Origin of the sequence: Devosia equisanguinis (genome assembly GCF_900631955.1) — a bacterium.
In the GTDB taxonomy this organism is placed as follows: Bacteria; Pseudomonadota; Alphaproteobacteria; order Rhizobiales; family Devosiaceae; genus Devosia; species Devosia equisanguinis.
The window spans coordinates 140604-155572 of the sequence record NZ_UZWD01000025.1 but is presented as its reverse complement, the minus strand read 5'-3'; the positions used below and the strand labels follow the sequence as shown (position 1 = coordinate 155572).

The 14969-nt window shown below is 63.3% G+C and carries 15 protein-coding genes; 9 read left to right on the top strand and 6 right to left on the bottom strand.

The annotated features are described in order from the left end of the window. The first annotated feature begins 191 nt into the window (after window positions 1-191). Both DEVEQU_RS10290 and DEVEQU_RS10285 read left to right on the top strand, forming a co-directional pair. Complete coding sequence (locus tag DEVEQU_RS10290) at window positions 192-1199, top strand: L,D-transpeptidase family protein (RefSeq protein ID WP_126150480.1); 1008 nt, start codon at window positions 192-194, stop codon at window positions 1197-1199. A 79-nt stretch (window positions 1200-1278) separates the two neighbouring features. Further along, a complete protein-coding gene (locus tag DEVEQU_RS10285; protein WP_126150479.1) occupies window positions 1279-1989 on the top strand; it encodes a hypothetical protein in 711 nt (236 codons plus the stop codon). A 91-nt stretch (window positions 1990-2080) separates the two neighbouring features. Here DEVEQU_RS10285 and secA read toward each other — a convergent pair whose 3' ends face one another. Beyond that, window positions 2081-4777 (bottom strand): preprotein translocase subunit SecA, encoded by a 2697-nt coding sequence (gene secA, locus DEVEQU_RS10280; RefSeq protein ID WP_126150478.1) that lies wholly within the window; start codon window positions 4775-4777, stop codon window positions 2081-2083. Window positions 4778-5172: 395 nt separating this feature from the next. On the opposite strand from secA, the gene DEVEQU_RS10275 reads away from it, so the two are divergent. Then, on the top strand, window positions 5173-6102 hold the full coding sequence (locus tag DEVEQU_RS10275) for a peptidylprolyl isomerase (RefSeq protein WP_223214173.1): 930 nt from the start codon (window positions 5173-5175) through the stop codon (window positions 6100-6102). 81 nt (window positions 6103-6183) lie between these two features. Here DEVEQU_RS10275 and DEVEQU_RS10270 read toward each other — a convergent pair whose 3' ends face one another. Beyond that, the gene (locus DEVEQU_RS10270) at window positions 6184-6618 is read right to left on the bottom strand and encodes a VOC family protein (protein WP_126150477.1); all 435 of its coding nucleotides are present in this window, start codon (window positions 6616-6618) and stop codon (window positions 6184-6186) included. 178 nt (window positions 6619-6796) lie between these two features. Between DEVEQU_RS10270 and argJ the strand changes: the two genes are divergently transcribed. The 4 genes from argJ (at window position 6797) to DEVEQU_RS10250 (ending at window position 9558) form a co-directional block, all read left to right on the top strand. Beyond that, window positions 6797-8032 (top strand): bifunctional glutamate N-acetyltransferase/amino-acid acetyltransferase ArgJ, encoded by a 1236-nt coding sequence (gene argJ / locus DEVEQU_RS10265; RefSeq protein ID WP_126150476.1) that lies wholly within the window; start codon window positions 6797-6799, stop codon window positions 8030-8032. Window positions 8033-8167: 135 nt separating this feature from the next. Next, window positions 8168-8920: a GNAT family N-acetyltransferase gene (locus tag DEVEQU_RS10260; RefSeq protein WP_126150475.1), complete on the top strand. Its 753-nt coding sequence runs from the start codon at window positions 8168-8170 to the stop codon at window positions 8918-8920. Beyond that, complete coding sequence (mutT, locus tag DEVEQU_RS10255; protein WP_126150474.1) at window positions 8917-9324, top strand: 8-oxo-dGTP diphosphatase MutT; 408 nt, start codon at window positions 8917-8919, stop codon at window positions 9322-9324. The genes DEVEQU_RS10260 and mutT overlap by 4 nt, the downstream gene beginning before the upstream one ends. 30 nt (window positions 9325-9354) lie before the next feature. Next, window positions 9355-9558, top strand: a complete 204-nt coding sequence (locus DEVEQU_RS10250) for a Flp family type IVb pilin (protein ID WP_126150473.1) — start codon at window positions 9355-9357, stop codon at window positions 9556-9558. 14 nt (window positions 9559-9572) lie between these two features. On the opposite strand, the gene DEVEQU_RS10245 is transcribed toward DEVEQU_RS10250, so the two are convergent. Together DEVEQU_RS10245 and DEVEQU_RS10240 are read right to left on the bottom strand one after the other, a co-directional pair. Beyond that, window positions 9573-11051: a M48 family metalloprotease gene (locus DEVEQU_RS10245; protein WP_164550343.1), complete on the bottom strand. Its 1479-nt coding sequence runs from the start codon at window positions 11049-11051 to the stop codon at window positions 9573-9575. Next, the gene (locus DEVEQU_RS10240; protein ID WP_223214172.1) at window positions 11048-11860 is read right to left on the bottom strand and encodes a thermonuclease family protein; all 813 of its coding nucleotides are present in this window, start codon (window positions 11858-11860) and stop codon (window positions 11048-11050) included. The genes DEVEQU_RS10245 and DEVEQU_RS10240 overlap by 4 nt, the downstream gene beginning before the upstream one ends. A 264-nt stretch (window positions 11861-12124) precedes the next feature. Between DEVEQU_RS10240 and DEVEQU_RS10235 the strand changes: the two genes are divergently transcribed. Next, on the top strand, window positions 12125-12955 hold the full coding sequence (locus DEVEQU_RS10235) for a DUF72 domain-containing protein (protein ID WP_223214171.1): 831 nt from the start codon (window positions 12125-12127) through the stop codon (window positions 12953-12955). 79 nt (window positions 12956-13034) lie between these two features. Beyond that, window positions 13035-13538 (top strand): disulfide bond formation protein B, encoded by a 504-nt coding sequence (locus tag DEVEQU_RS10230; RefSeq protein WP_164550342.1) that lies wholly within the window; start codon window positions 13035-13037, stop codon window positions 13536-13538. A 12-nt stretch (window positions 13539-13550) separates the two neighbouring features. On the opposite strand, the gene DEVEQU_RS10225 is transcribed toward DEVEQU_RS10230, so the two are convergent. Together DEVEQU_RS10225 and DEVEQU_RS10220 are read right to left on the bottom strand one after the other, a co-directional pair. Then, on the bottom strand, window positions 13551-14108 hold the full coding sequence (locus DEVEQU_RS10225; protein WP_126150469.1) for an HNH endonuclease: 558 nt from the start codon (window positions 14106-14108) through the stop codon (window positions 13551-13553). 89 nt (window positions 14109-14197) lie between these two features. After that, on the bottom strand, window positions 14198-14854 hold the full coding sequence (locus tag DEVEQU_RS10220; RefSeq protein ID WP_126150468.1) for an alpha/beta hydrolase: 657 nt from the start codon (window positions 14852-14854) through the stop codon (window positions 14198-14200). Window positions 14855-14969: the final 115 nt, after the last annotated feature.

Below are 14969 nucleotides of genomic sequence, written 5' to 3'. Positions count from 1 at the left end.
CTAGCCCCGGCTGCAGTGCGCCCTGCCGGCCTGTCGCCGCCGCCGTCCCACTCACACGCTTGCGTGAACACCCCCGGCTTCCGGCCTTTTGCCCTGCATGGTAAGAGGCGGTTAACCCTGTCAGGTCATGACCCGGTAACCACTCTGCCCCATAACGGAACTGTTCCCCCTACGGGCCTTGGACTTCCCTAATGTCTTCCTTTTTGCATCGCCTCGGCGCCTTCGTGATCCTGGTCTGGCTGGCCGTCGGGCTGGCCGCCTGTGCCGGCTTCGTCAAGGGCGGCGACAACCGTCATAACCAGCCGCTGTCGAGCACTGTGGTGGCGGGCCTCAAGGCGATGGGCTCTTCGCCCGAAGCGCCGATGGTCGTGCGCATCTTCAAGGAAGAAAAGACCCTCGAAATCTGGAAGAAGACCAATTCTGGCCAGTTCAAGCTGTTCAAGGCTTATGAAATCTGCGCCTTCTCCGGCGATATCGGCCCCAAATTCAAGGAAGGCGACCGGCAGAGCCCGGAAGGCTTCTACACCATCACCCCGGGCCTGATGCATCCGAAGTCCAATTACTACCTGGCCTTCAATACCGGCTTCCCCAACAAGTTCGACCGCGCCCATGGCCGCACTGGCTCCGATCTGATGGTGCATGGCGATTGCTCCTCGCGCGGCTGCTACGCCATGACCGATGCCGGCATCGCCGAGATCTATGCGCTGGCCCGCGAGAGCTTCAAGGGCGGCAATTCCAGCTTCCAGCTGCAGGCCTTCCCCTTCCGCATGAGCGCCGCCAACATGGCCCGCTACAGCCAGAACCAGCACATCGGCTTCTGGAAGGACATCAAGGAAGGCTACGATCTGTTCGAAGTCACCAAGACCCCGCCGGTCTGGGACGTCTGCGAAAAGCAGTATATCTTCAATCCCGCCTCCACCGGTCCGCTCAATGCCCTGGGCCCCTGCCCGGCCACCATCCAGAATGCCGCCCTGACCGCCAAGCAGCAGGCCGATGAAAACGCCATGAGCAGCTATGCCGCGGCCGAGCAGAAGAAGGAAGCCGAGGCCGAAGCCGTGAAGGCGCGCGGCGAAGCCGTCGGCAGTTTCTTCTCGGGGATCGGCAACATGTTCGGCGGTGGCGGACAGGACCCCAATATTGCACCCGTCATCTCGGGCAAGACGGCACCCAAGCCCATGCCGCCGCTGCGCCGCTCCTGACCATGGCTGCGGGCCGGGGCCCTAGTTCGGCCCCAGTTTGATGGGAACGCAAAGCCGAACCAGCGATCGGAGAGCCCAATTGGAGTCCAAGCAAACCGAACGCCCGACCGACAGGGCCGACATGGCCAGCGTCACTCCGGAAATCCGCATCGGCGCCGCCGATCCCAGCATGCGCCAGGCTTTCGATGGCCCCTCGCCTCGTCGCCAACGGCGCCTGCCACGTGCCACAACCACGCTCAGCGTCGTTGCTGCGCTTGTCGGCGTCACCTCGCTGGCCGCCTCGGCCTGGATCTATAGTGAAACCCGACGCGAAACCCTGCGGCTCGCCACCGACCTGGCGCAGGTGCGGCTGAGCCTTGATCTTTATGCGCGCTCCATCGGCACGGCGACGCCCGCGACCCCGGCCGTCGCCAGCCCCAACGCCGAGCTGTCCGATCTTTCCAACCGCCTCGCCATTCTCGAACAGAACTGGCGGAGTGGCGCGACTGCACTGCCCGCCATTGCCCCCTCGACGGCGACGCCTGCGCCGACCAGCGCCGGAGCCGGCGACGATTGCCTGCCCTCGGGCATGCGCATCCTGGTGGCGGCGGGCGACAGTTACCCCATTTGCGGTCAGAACACCGCCATCACAGTTGCCAATGTCGACAATGGCTTCATGTCGCTCTCCGATGGCACCATGGTGGTATCCGGGGGTACCATGCCGCTTCCCGGCACCAGCTGCATGATCGGCGTCACCTCGGGCGGCGACGAGGGCGTCACCGGCTATGCCGAAATTCGGGTCACCTGCTGAGCCGGCCCTGGCGCTTTAGCCCGCCGAACAAGCACCCAATAAAGAAAGGGCGGCCCCGAAGGACCGCCCTTTTCAATTGGTGGCACCAGCCTCACGCAAAGGCGCCGTGGCAGTGCTTGAATTTCTTGCCCGAACCGCAGGGGCAGGGCGCATTGCGCGACACGCCGACCAGCAATTTGGGATCGATCGGCGGCAACCCTTCGGGCGAGGTGATCTCGTCGCCATCTGCGTCATTCTCGCCGGTCAGCGGATCGATATGGGTTTCGGCCATGCGGCTGAAATCGGGCGCCGGCGGCGGTTCAGGCTGGCGCATCTGGATTTCCACATGCGCCATCTGGCTGGTCACCTGCTCGCGCAGATTGCCCAACAGGCCCTGGAACAGCTCATAGGCTTCCTGCTTGTACTCGGTCAGCGGATCGCGCTGGGCGATACCGCGCCAGCCCACCACCTTGGAGAGATGGTCGAGCATCACCAGATGCTCGCGCCACAGCCCATCCACCGACTGCAGAAGGATGGATTTTTCCACCTGCCGCATGATGTTGGCGGAGAAGCGCTCTTCCTTGTTGGCGATCAGCGCATCTGCGGCTTCGCGAATGCGGTCCTCGACGATCTCGGCGTCGATGCCTTCTTCCTTGGCCCATTCACGCACCGGCACGGCAACGTTGAGCTGGGTCTTGGCGGCAATTTCGAGCTCTTCGCTGTTCCACTGCTCGGGATAGGAGCGCGGCGGAATGGCCTTGGCGACGACATTGGCCACCACATCGTGGCGCATATCGGTGATGGTTTCGCTGACGTCCTCGGCATCCATGAATTCGAGACGCTGTTCGAAGATGACCTTGCGCTGATCATTCATCACGTCGTCATATTTGAGGATGTTCTTGCGGATGTCGAAATTGCGCGACTCCACCTTGCCCTGGGCGCGCTCGATAGCCTTGGTGACCCAGGGATGGGTGATGCTCTCGCCCTGCTCTAGGCCGAGCTTGCCGAGCATGGAATCCATAGAATCCACCGGGAAGATGCGCATCAGGTCGTCCTGCAGCGACAGGTAGAACTTCGAATGTCCCGGATCGCCCTGGCGACCGGAGCGGCCGCGCAGCTGGTTGTCGATGCGACGGCTTTCATGGCGCTCGGTGCCGATGACCATCAAGCCGCCAGCGGCCAGTGCCTTCTTCTTTTCCTCGGCGATGACCGCCTTGATCTCGGCGATCTTGGCATCGCGTTCGGCGCCTTCGAGGCCCGCAGCCTCCTTCTCGATGCGCATTTCGAGATTGCCGCCCAGCTGAATGTCGGTACCGCGACCCGCCATATTGGTGGCGATGGTGATGGCACCGGGCAGGCCGGCATCGGCGACGATGAAGGCTTCCTGCTCGTGGTGCCGCGCATTGAGCACGTTCATCTGCCCGACATTCTTCTGCCGCAGCAGGTCGGCGAGCATTTCGCTCTTTTCGATCGAAGTGGTGCCGACCAGCACGGGCTGGCCGCGCAGCTGGCATTCCTTGATCAGCTCGGCGATGGCATCGAACTTTTCCGCCGCGGTGCGATAGATGGCGTCATCTTCGTCAATACGCTGCACCGGCAGATTGGTCGGGATGGTGATGACGCCGAGGCTGTAGATATCGGCGAATTCTTCGGCCTCGGTCAGCGCCGTACCGGTCATGCCGGCGAGCTTCTTGTAGAGGCGGAAATAGTTCTGGAAGGTGATCGAGGCCAGCGTCTGGTTCTCGGCCTGGATCTTGACGCGCTCCTTGGCTTCCAGTGCCTGGTGCAGGCCTTCCGAATAGCGGCGGCCCGGCATCATGCGACCGGAGAACTCGTCGATGATCACCACTTCGTCATTGCGGACGATATAGTCCTTGTCCTTGCGGAACAGCTTGTGCGCGCGCAGGGCCGAATTGGCATGGTGCACCAGCATGACGTTCTCGACGTCATACATCGAGCCCGATTTCAGCAGCCCGGCCTCGGTCATCGCCGCTTCGAGTTTTTCTACGCCCTGGTCGGTGAAGGTGGCGGCGCGCAGCTTCTCGTCGAGTTCGAAATCGTCCTCGCCGATGATCGGCATCAGGCTGTCGACCTTGATGTAAAGCTCCGACCGGTCTTCGGACGGGCCCGAAATGATCAGCGGGGTGCGCGCTTCGTCGATGAGGATGGAGTCCACTTCGTCGACGATGGCATAGGCATGGCCGCGCTGCACCATCTGGTTGCGCGCATATTTCATGTTGTCGCGCAGATAGTCGAAGCCGAATTCGTTATTGGTGCCGTAGGTAATGTCGGCAGCATAGGCGTCGCGGCGTTCCTGGTCGTTAAGACCATGCACGATGATGCCATAGCTGAGGCCGAGGAAATTGTAGATCTGCCCCATCCAGCCGGCGTCGCGGCGGGCGAGGTAGTCGTTGACGGTCACCACATGTACGCCATTGCCGGTCAGGGCATTGAGATAGACGGCGAGCGTCGCGACCAGCGTCTTGCCTTCACCGGTACGCATCTCGGCAATGGCGCGATCGTTGAGCACCATGCCGCCGATCAGCTGCACGTCGAAATGACGCATGCCCAGCACACGTTTGCTGGCCTCGCGCACCGTGGCGAAGGCCGGAACGATCAGGTCATCGAGCGAGGCGCCCTGGGCCAGTTGGGCCTTGAACTCCTGGGTGCGGGCGCGCAATTGCTCGTCGCTGAGCTTGGCCAGCTCTGGTTCGAGCGCGTTGATCGCCGCCACCTTGCCCTGATATCGCTTGACCTGCCTGTCGGACGGTGACCCGAAGATTTTTCGGGCAAGCGCAGCAAGTGCCATATTTATGGTCCTTCGTTTCGGCGGCGGGGCTGGACAATGGGGCGTCTTCGCGTCTCAGGCGCGGGCCGACCCACTTCGCCTCGTCACAACTTTTGAGAAGCCGTTTGGCTCCCCGGGGTCTGTCGTGGTCGCATGGCTGTGGCGTGACGTTGCGCGCCGACGGACGCATGCTTTGGAAAAAGCGGGTGAGATGTAAGAGCGGGGTGGTGTCTTGTCAACGTATGCGAAATGGGCCACACCTGCGCCGCCGTGCGGTTTTCCGATGCGGGCCCCTCTTGGCCATGCGCCGAAGGCATTTGCGGCCTGCATATTTTAGCCGCCTTGTCGTGCCAGTCGAGCCACGCCGAATTTCCGCCGTCGCCACCCAAGGACGGCCAAGGAGAAACCAGACCCTCATGTTTACCCATTCCATGCGCCTCGTCCGCACGCTGAGCCTGGCGGCCCTTCTGGCCACCACGACCCTCACCGCCAGCTTTGCCCAGGACGCAGCGCCGGCCGCTCCGGCACCTGCAGCCACGGTCACGCCCGAGACCGTAGTCGCCACTGTCGGCGGCGAAGCCATCACCGAGGCCGATCTCAGCTTTGCCGCCGAGGACATGGCCCAGGATCTGGCGCAGATGCCGCCCGAGCAGCGCCGCGCCTTCCTTCTGCGCGTGCTCATTGACATGAAGGTGATGTCGGGCGCCGCCAAGGCTGCCGGCATGGACCAGACTGCCCTTTTCGCCCAGCGCCTCAAATATCTCGAGGAGCGCGCCCTGCGCCGCGCCTATTTTGCCGACGCCATTGCCGGCGCCGTGACCGAGGAAGCCGTTCGCGCCGCCTATGACGCCTATGTCGCCGACTTCAAGCCGGAAGACGAAATCCGCGCCAGCCACATCCTGGTCGAAAGCGAGGACAAGGCCAAGGAACTCAAGGCCCAGCTCGATGGCGGCGCCGACTTCGCCACGCTGGCGCGCGAGAACTCCATCGATCCGGGCGCGGCCAATGGCGGCGATCTCGGCTTCTTCGGCCCCGGCATGATGGTCAAGCCCTTCCAGGACGCTGCCTTTGCCCTGGCCAATCCGGGCGATATTTCCGAGCCGGTGCAGTCCCAGTTCGGCTGGCACATCATCAAGCTCGAGGAAAAGCGCCAGTCCAGCCCCCAGCCCTTCGAACAGGTTGCCAGCCAGCTGCAGCAGCAGGTGCTGATGCAGACCTTCACCAAGAAGGTGGACGAACTGATGAGCGGCGTCACCATCGACGTGACCGACCCCACCCTCAAGGCCGCGCTCGACGCCCAGGATGCCCAGGACGCCGCCGCCGAAGAAGGCGCGACCGCGCAGTAATCTGCGGGGGCTGACCAGCCATACCCATCCCTTGAGGCCACCCGGCATCCCCCGGGTGGCTTTTTCGCGACGACGACGGGGTTAGGTCATCGCCTGCGCCAGGCCGAGCAATATGCCTTCGGGGCCACGCACATAGCAGAGGCGATAGACGCCCTGGTAATCCACCACCTCGCCGACCAGCTGCGCCCGCTCCCCCAGCCGTGACAATGTCTGGTCGAGATCCTCGACCGCGAACATCACGCGCAGATAGCCCAAAGCATTGACGGGGGCGGTCCGATGATCGGCGATGACCGCGGGGGCATCAAAGCGTGACAGTTCCAGCCTGCTGTGACCGTCGGGCGTGCGGATCATGGCGATCTCCACCTTTTGATCGCCGAGGCCCGTGACCCGCCCTGCCCAAGTGCCCTCGACCATGGCGCGCCCTTCCAGCTCCAGGCCCAGAGCCAGGAAAAATTCGATGGCCGCATCGAGGTCCTCGACCACGATGCCGACATTGTCCATGCGGTTGACGCTCATATCCCTGCCTCCAGAATGGTGAGTCTAGGCGCAGATGCGCCGCGCCGATACACCCAACCGAGCCAGCCCCATCCGGTTTCGATCACAGCTTTGAGCTGCGCCGGGCCTCGACGTCTTGCGCCCGCCACACAAGTGAGGCACACGAGAGCGGATATGTTGCCCAAAAAGGTCTTGTGCCATGGCCGCCCATCCGGTTTCGCCCCTCGCCCCCAAATCCTATCCCGAGCTGCCGGCCATCTCAGGCGTGCGCTTCGCCACCGCTGAAGCCGGCATCAAGTACAAGAACCGCACCGACGTTCTGCTGATGGCCTTTGACGAGGGCACCACTGTCGCCGGCGTTCTGACGCGCTCCAAATGCTCGTCCGCGGCAGTGGAGTTGTGCCGCGAAAACCTTGTGGGCGGGGTTGCCCGCGGCCTCGTGGTCAATTCGGGCAATTCCAATGCCTTTACCGGCATGAAGGGCCGCGAAAGCGTTCGATACATCACCAGGGTGGCGGCCGAGGCCCTGGGCTGCGCCCCGTCAGAAGTGTTCATTGCCCAGACCGGCGTTATCGGCGAGCTGATCGACGCCTCCAAATTCGACGGCGTGCTCGACGAGACCGCTACCCGCATGAATACGCTGCCCTGGATCGAACCGGCCAAGGCGATCATGACCACCGATACCTTCCCCAAGCTCTCGGGCGCCGTGCTCGAGATCGACGGCGTCGAGGTCAGGATCAACGGCATCGCCAAGGGTTCGGGGATGATCGCACCCGATATGGCGACCATGCTGTCCTTCGTCGTCACCGACATGCCCATCGCCGCCCCGGTCCTGCAGGCGCTGCTGGCCCGGCACAACCAGACCAGCTTCAATTCCATCACTGTCGACAGCGACACCTCGACCTCCGACACCCTGCTGGCCTTCGCCACCGGCCAGGCCAGGGTCGAGCCGATCCAGAGCCTCGAGGACCCGCGTGCCGAGATTTTCGGGCAGGCCCTCAGCGACGTGCTGTTCGAACTCGCCATCCATGTGGTGCGCGACGGCGAAGGCGCTACCAAGCAGGTGTCCGTGCATGTCGAGGGCGCCACCTCGGACGAAAGCGCCTTCCGTATCGCCAAGGCCATTGCCGACAGCCCGCTGGTCAAGACCGCCATTGCCGGCGAGGACGCCAATTGGGGCCGCGTGGTGATGGCCGTAGGCAAGGCCGGTGAGCCCGCCGACCGCGACCGCCTCTCCATCCGCTTCGGCGACCTTACCGTCGCCAGGAACGGCGAACGCGCCGCCGGTTACGACGAAGCCGCCACTTCTGCCTATATGAAGGGCGAGGAGCTGGAGCTGACCGTGTCTCTCGGTCTGGGCGAGGGCAAGGCCACGGTCTATACCTGTGACCTCACCCATGGCTATATCACCATCAATGGTGACTACCGGAGCTGATGCCCGGTCCAAACCTTCCCAACACGCGATTGTCACCCCGGCAAAAGCCGGGGGCCATCCTGATATGTAAAGAGGGATCCTGGTCGTCGCCGGCATGACAGCCGATGGATCAATAGACGTGAAGCCACCAGACCCATGACCCAATTGCCCTCCACCGAAGCGTTCGAACGGGCCGGCCTCAAGGCCTGGCCCGGCATTACCGTCGACTGGGATCGCTCCTGGATACGTCGCGCTGCCGGCGGCTATACCAAGCGCGCCAATTCCACCCAGTGCTTCGACCCCGATGATTTCGAAGATGCGGACCTGCGCGTCATCTCTGCCTCGTCCTGGATGATCCGGCACAAGATCAAGCCGGTATTCCGGACCACGCCGCTGGCGAGCCCCGAACTCAATGCCACTCTCGATGAGGCCGGCTGGCAATCCATCGACCCCAGCCACCTCTTCGCGATGGAGCTGGGCGATGTAGAGGCAGACCCCGAGGCGCAGACCCTTGCGGTGCTCGACCCCAAATTTCTGTCTGTCGCTAAAAGGCTGCAGGGTTATGACGACACGCAGATGGCGGCGATGCAGAACCTGCTTGCCGCCTTTGCCATACCATCCGCCGGCATCGTGCTGAGCCGGGACGGGCAAGCCGTTGCTTCCTCCATCATGGCTGTGGCCGATGGCATTGTGATCACCGGCAATGTCGTGACCGATCCCACCCGGCGCCGGCAGGGTCTGGCACGCGCCATGATGCAGTCCGGTCTCGCCTGGGCGAAGCGCGAAGGCGCCCGCTACGCCGCCCTCAATGTCCAGGCCGACAATGACGCCGCCCAGGCGCTATACCGCTCCCTCGGCTATACCCACCAGTACGACTACATATACCGCATTCCCGGAGGTTCCGCGTGACCGACAAACCCCTGTTGCTGGTCGTGGCCTGCGCCCTGGTCGATCCAGACCGGCGCGTGCTCATCGCCCAGCGCCCGGAAGGCAAGCATATGGCAGGCCTTTGGGAATTTCCCGGCGGCAAGCTCGAGCCCGGCGAAACCCCCGAAGATGCCTTGATCCGAGAATTGCGCGAAGAACTGGCCATCGAGACCAAGCAAGCGTGCCTGGCTCCATTGTCATTCGCCAGCCATTCTTACGAAAAACTTCACCTGTTGATGCCACTTTACGTCTGTCGGAAGTGGCAGGGCCAGCCGCAGGCAATAGAACACGCGGCGCTCAAATGGGTCAGGCCGCAGGCACTGCGTGACTATCCCATGCCGCCAGCCGACGAGCCGCTGATCGCGGCCCTGTGTGACCTATTGTAGACCAGCCGTACTTTTCAGCTTGGGGGCGACATGCTGGCGACGACGATCGGACGCTTTTGCCGGGATGAGTCCGGCGCTACGGCGATTGAATACGCCCTTTTAGGCACTATCCTCGGCGTGGCTCTGGCGGCAACCTTCACCATACTGGGGGATACGGTGCTCGCCCTGTTCGGCGTCGGCACCGGCGGCGCCTCCGACACGATCGCCAATCAGGTAAAGCTCATTCCCCAATGATCGGGACGTGGCGCTTATTGCAGCGCCACGACCTTGTATTTCTGTCCTGCGGCCAGGGGATCGCCGGGATAGAGATTGTTGAGGATGAAGAACAGGTCGCGCCCGCCTGGAATGGACGCCATCTGCCGCGATAGCGTTTCGGCCGTGTCGCCGGACCGCGCCGTCACCAGGCGAATGCTGAGCTTGCGGATCTGGTTGAGATCGGAATTTTCCGCCCGGCGGAAGCTCTGGATCGTGGCCTCGGCGCCGGCGGCAAAGCGCGCGCTATCGGCCTTGGCGGCAAAGATGAAGCGGTAGACCTCACCATCGAGCCGCATGACGGCGACGCGGAAGAACCACTGGTCGGTCTGCGCCAGGCCGGAGGCCATCTCGATGCCATTATAGCTGTGCGCCTTGACAGTCTCGGCCTTGAGCCCGGCAATCCAGCCGGATTTGAGATAGTCGGTCAGCGCCATATTGGGCTGCACCTGGGCGCTGTCGAAGCGCACCGCCTCGCCATCGCCGGCAACGCCGACCACCGCGCTTTGCGCGTTCTGCAACGCATAGCCCTGCGGCACGGTGAAGGTGAACCGGCTGGCCGAATGGATAAAGCGCTGTCCGACAATGGTGCCCTGTGCCGGGCTGTCGCCAAAGGTCATGCCGGAAATGGCGGCCAGATAGCCCTCGCGATCGGTCTCGCCGACCGTGCCGCTGCCGAACATGCTGCGCGCCGTGCTGAGCGCCGTCTCGATCCGGGCGGGCGTCGACGGGTGGGAAGAGAGGAACCCGTCATCGCCCATGCTGGCGCCGGCGGAGAAGGCGGCAAACCGGCTCATTACCCCGAGGAACCGGGCCGCCGCCTGCGGATCATAGCCCGCCTTGCCGGCGAACTTGATGCCTTCCTTGTCGGCTTCCAGTTCCTGGTTCTGGCTGAACGAGGCCAGCGACTGGCGGGTGCGATTGGCGGTCGCGTCGGTCGAGGTATCGCCGCCGAAAATGCCGGTGATCACCCGATCGACGATCTGGGTGGTGCGGGTCTTGTCGGTGCGGGCGCGGGCATGGCGCAGCGTGACGTGGGCGATCTCATGCGACAGCACCGCCGCCAGTTCGCTCGTATCGGAGGCCAGCGCCAGGATGCCGCGCGTTACATAAATATAGCCGCCGGGCAGTGCGAAGGCATTGACCTCGGAGGTGTCGAGAATGGTCACCTGGAATTGGGCATTGGGCTGGTTGGCCGCCGCCAGCAGCCGGCCGACAATGCGCGCCACCATGATTTCAGCCTGGCGATCGGAATAGACCCCGCCATAGGCCGCAATAATGCGCGGATGCTCGCGCCGCCCGATGACATCGTCGCCCGGCGCAGTGCCTTCCGGCACCACCATGGGCGCAGGATTGTCGCCGGTGCGCCCGACCTGAACAGACGAGCCGGTCAGCGTGGTGCAGCCGGTCAGGACCAGCACCAGTGTCGCCAGAATTGAGGTGCGCAGCACCTTTTTGCCAATGAGCGCCGTCATCGCGTCGCCAGAACCTCGATCTGCTCGGGATGGGTCACTTCGATACGTGGACCATCCCGATCGTCCACCCATCCCCGAATACGAACCAGCACGCCGTCCAGCCCCAGCGGATCGATGCCGTCGCGCTCGAACAGCTTGAGCGCAGGGGCCTCGATCACGGCAGTGAAGTCTTCCTTCCAGAACCGGCCGAAATTGAGGAATACGCGCTGCCCGCTCCGTTCGGCGCGCAGCACCCGTCCTTCCACGAGTTCGTAGTGGCCGGCCCGTTGCAACAGCGCTTCGGGCCGATCCGCTGCTCGCACGCTGTAATAGGGATCGGCCCAGATTCCAAGCCGTTCCGCCCGCGCCTGTCGCTCCGCCGCAAAAAGTTGATCAAGGCAGGCCCGGTTGTCCGGGAATGAATAGACCCGCGCCAGCCCCGAAGCGACCATCTCCCACTGCGCCCATACAGGTTCGGAGGCCGTCTCGATAAAGACATGGGCCAGAGCCCGATCATAGCGATCGACCTCTTCCCCGCCATAGCCGAGGCTGACCGATTTGTTGAGCGCCAGCGCCTGCAAAGCGGCCTGGGCCTCAGGCGCCAGCGGCCAGGTGGGATGATTTTCCCGCCCCAAGGGCAATTTGGGCGCCTGCGTGCCGATCAGACGCACCACCATTCCCGAATCGAGCAGCACCGTGTCACCATCGACGACATTGACCACCGTGCCGCCCTTGACCATCCGCAAGCCGTCGCAAGCCATGGCCTGCACGGGCCAAACCCCGCCCAGCACGCTCATCGCCACCACGGAAGCAAGAACAGGTCGACGCACACCAGGCCCTCGGAAAGCATTCGTTCACCATGCACCCAAATAAGGCAAAAAATGATTACCGAGATCCTGCGGCTTTGCCCGCCTTGACCTGCCAATTCTCGGAGACCGCACATTTCTGCGTGATCACAGCGTCATGCTCTCAACCACTGCCATCGCCTCGGCCATCTCGACATCCGCATTCGGGGCGGTCTACCCTTCGAAAGGCGCACGACCTCATGCCCTGCTGAGGGCAGTCCGGCGACAGCTGCGACAAGGAGCAAAATTGTGACCCAAAGTGGCAGTTTCAGATCGGGCACGGCGGGTTGGGTCTATGCCCCCTGGCGCGGCAGCTTCTTCCCGACGGGGCTGGTGCAGAAAAAAGAACTGGCTTTTGCCGCCGGCAAACTCGGCACCATCGAGATCAATGCCACCTTTCGCGGCCCGCAAAAGCCGGAAAGCTTTGCTCGCTGGGCGTCCGAAACCCCGCCCGATTTCGTCTTTTCGGTCAAGGGGCCGCAACTGATCACCCATATCAGGCGCCTCAAGAATTGCCGGCAGGACCTCGCCAATTTCTTCGCCTCCGGCCCGCTGGCCCTGGGCGACCGCCTCGGCCCCTTCGTCTGGCAATTGCCGCCCAATCTTGCCTATGACCCCGACAGCATGGCGGGATTTTTGGCGCAACTCCCGCACGCACTCGATGCCTATCTCGCCCTGGCTGGCGAGGCCGATACCGGCAAGGCCCCGCCCTTTGTCGATGCAAAGGGGGTGACCAAAATCCGCCATGCCATCGAAATGCGGCATCCTAGTTTTCAAACGCCGGAAGTGGATGAGCTGTTGAGCCGCTACAATGTGGCTCGCGTCATTTCCGATACGGTGGCCGATCCGCGCCGCTCGCTCACCGCCGATTTCGCCTATTGCCGACTACAGGGCCCGGCTCGTCCCGATGCCACGGGTTATGACCCCGAGGATATCGCCGCACTGGCCAGCACCATGAAGCCCTGGCTGGCCGCCGGACACGATGTCTTTGCCTATTTTGTGCATGAAGACAAATTGCACGCTCCTGCCAATGCCATGGCCCTGGCAGCGGCCTTGGGGAAGGCACCGCCGGGCCCATGATCACGACCCTGTGCCAGGCTGGCTTTTGCCCCAATGCGGCGCTATTGCGCAGATCCAACGCGTCACCAGAGTTTCGAATATGACTTCCACCCACCGCCCGCTCGACAAGATCCTTGCCGGCCTTTCCTTCCTCCTCGGCCTCGTCACCATTTCGGCAGCGCTCGGCTCGCAATATATCGGCGGGCTCTATCCCTGCGAACTCTGTCTTGAGCAGCGCATGGCCTATTATATCGGCCTGCCCTTGCTTGCCGCGATCCTGCTCTTGTGGAACCGGCTGCCGCTGGGCGTGTGGTATGTCGCCATGCTGGCCGCGACCGCTATTTTCGCCTGGGGCACCTATATGGGTGGCTTCCATGCCGGCGTCGAATGGGGCTTTTGGCCCGGTCCCACCGCCTGCACCGGCCTCGGCGACACGTTCAGCTTCGACCAGATGAGCAACATGACGCCAGTGATCGGCTGCGACGTGGTGCAGTTCCGCTTCCTCGGCATTTCGCTGGCCGGCTATAACGCGCTGATCTCGCTCGCCATGGTCGCCATGCTCATCGGCGCCATTGTGTTCCAGGCCAAGCGGAAGCGCGGCTAAGACCGCGCCCGATCAGGGCTCGAGCTCGATGTCCCAATAGAGATAGTCGAGCCAGCTCTTGTGCAGATGGTTGGGCGGGAACGCCCGACCATTATTGTGCAGATCGTGCACGGTGGGCGCATAGGGCGCCTGATGCGGGAACATCTTGATCTCGCTGGGCATCCGGTTGGCCTTGCGCAGATTGCACGGCGCGCAGGCGGCAACGACATTTTCCCAGGTGGTCAGGCCGCCCTTCGACCGCGGAATGACGTGATCGAAGGTCAGATCGTGGGTGCTGCCGCAATACTGGCACTGGAAGCGATCGCGCAGGAACACGTTGAAGCGGGTAAAGGCGGGATGGCGCGCCGGCTTCACATAATCCTTGAGCGAGACCACGCTGGGCAGCCGCATCTCGAAACTGGGAGAATGGATCACCGTGTCGTAGAGCGAGACGATATTCACGCGATCCAGGCACACCGCCTTGATCGCATCCTGCCAAGACCACAGCGACAGCGGGTAATAGCTGAGCGGCCGAAAATCGGCGTTCAACACAAGGGCGGGACAGGCCTCAGGCGACACATGGATAGTCACGTGAGTCTCCCGAAGCGGGAATCGTGTAAGTCCATAGCTCCCTTATACTAAGCCCTTTGTGTCGGCCGTGTGAAGCGGGGAGCGCTGGCTTATTTTTTCGCGACTTCGGCGATGAATTCACTGGCAAAGGCCAGGCCGTCAGGCGCAATGCCGTGGCCGACCCCATGGCTGATATGGAAGCGGACATCATAGCCATTCTCGGCAAGCAGACGCTTGGCATCGGCGCTGAGATTGGGGTCGACCACCTCGTCCATATCGCCATGCACCAGGCATATGGCAGGCTTGGCCGAGCCTGGCGCGCCAAAACCCTCGGGCGGCACAAGGGCCCCCGAGAAAGCGACGATGCCCATCAGCTCCTGCGGCAGTGACAGCCCCACATGCAGCGCCATCATCGCGCCCTGGCTGAAGCCGGCGAGCAATGTCCGCTCCGGCGCAATCCCGGTCTGGGCCCACAAATCCTCAAGAAAGCCAACAAGCACCGGCTGCGCCGAAATAACCCCGGTCTGCCGGCTGGCGAGGCGGTCCCCGGTCCAGTCGATGGCAAACCACTGAAATCCGCCCATGCCCAGAGCGGTCGGCGCATTGGGGGAGACGAAAAGCGCCCCCGGCAAGATGCCGTGCCAGTGCGGCGCCAGCCCGATCAGGTCATTGCCGTCGCTGCCATAGCCATGCAGCAGCACCACGGCGCTATCGGGGGCGCCGCCATTGGCGGGCGGCAGCATGGGGCCGGAAAGCTTGGTCGACATGGGGGCTCCTGAACTTGGTCGCGCCACCATGCCTCGCCCCTCTTCAAAAATCCACGAGACAAAAAGGCCCGGCATGCCCCCGCTGCCGGGCCAGGAACCGAACGCACCACGATGC

Excerpts from the sequence above, each read along its gene's own strand:
- DEVEQU_RS10275 (WP_223214173.1), top strand. The coding sequence starts at position 5,173 with ATGTTTACCCATTCCATGCGCCTCGTCCGCACGCTGAGCCTGGCGGCC.
- DEVEQU_RS10230 (WP_164550342.1), top strand. The coding sequence starts at position 13,035 with ATGACTTCCACCCACCGCCCGCTCGACAAGATCCTTGCCGGCCTTTCC.
- DEVEQU_RS10270 (WP_126150477.1), bottom strand. The coding sequence starts at position 6,618 with ATGAGCGTCAACCGCATGGACAATGTCGGCATCGTGGTCGAGGACCTC.
- DEVEQU_RS10250 (WP_126150473.1), top strand. The coding sequence starts at position 9,355 with ATGCTGGCGACGACGATCGGACGCTTTTGCCGGGATGAGTCCGGCGCT.
- DEVEQU_RS10245 (WP_164550343.1), bottom strand. The coding sequence starts at position 11,051 with ATGACGGCGCTCATTGGCAAAAAGGTGCTGCGCACCTCAATTCTGGCG.
- secA (WP_126150478.1), bottom strand. The coding sequence starts at position 4,777 with ATGGCACTTGCTGCGCTTGCCCGAAAAATCTTCGGGTCACCGTCCGAC.
- DEVEQU_RS10220 (WP_126150468.1), bottom strand. The coding sequence starts at position 14,854 with ATGTCGACCAAGCTTTCCGGCCCCATGCTGCCGCCCGCCAATGGCGGC.
- argJ (WP_126150476.1), top strand. The coding sequence starts at position 6,797 with ATGGCCGCCCATCCGGTTTCGCCCCTCGCCCCCAAATCCTATCCCGAG.
- DEVEQU_RS10260 (WP_126150475.1), top strand. The coding sequence starts at position 8,168 with ATGACCCAATTGCCCTCCACCGAAGCGTTCGAACGGGCCGGCCTCAAG.
- DEVEQU_RS10290 (WP_126150480.1), top strand. The coding sequence starts at position 192 with ATGTCTTCCTTTTTGCATCGCCTCGGCGCCTTCGTGATCCTGGTCTGG.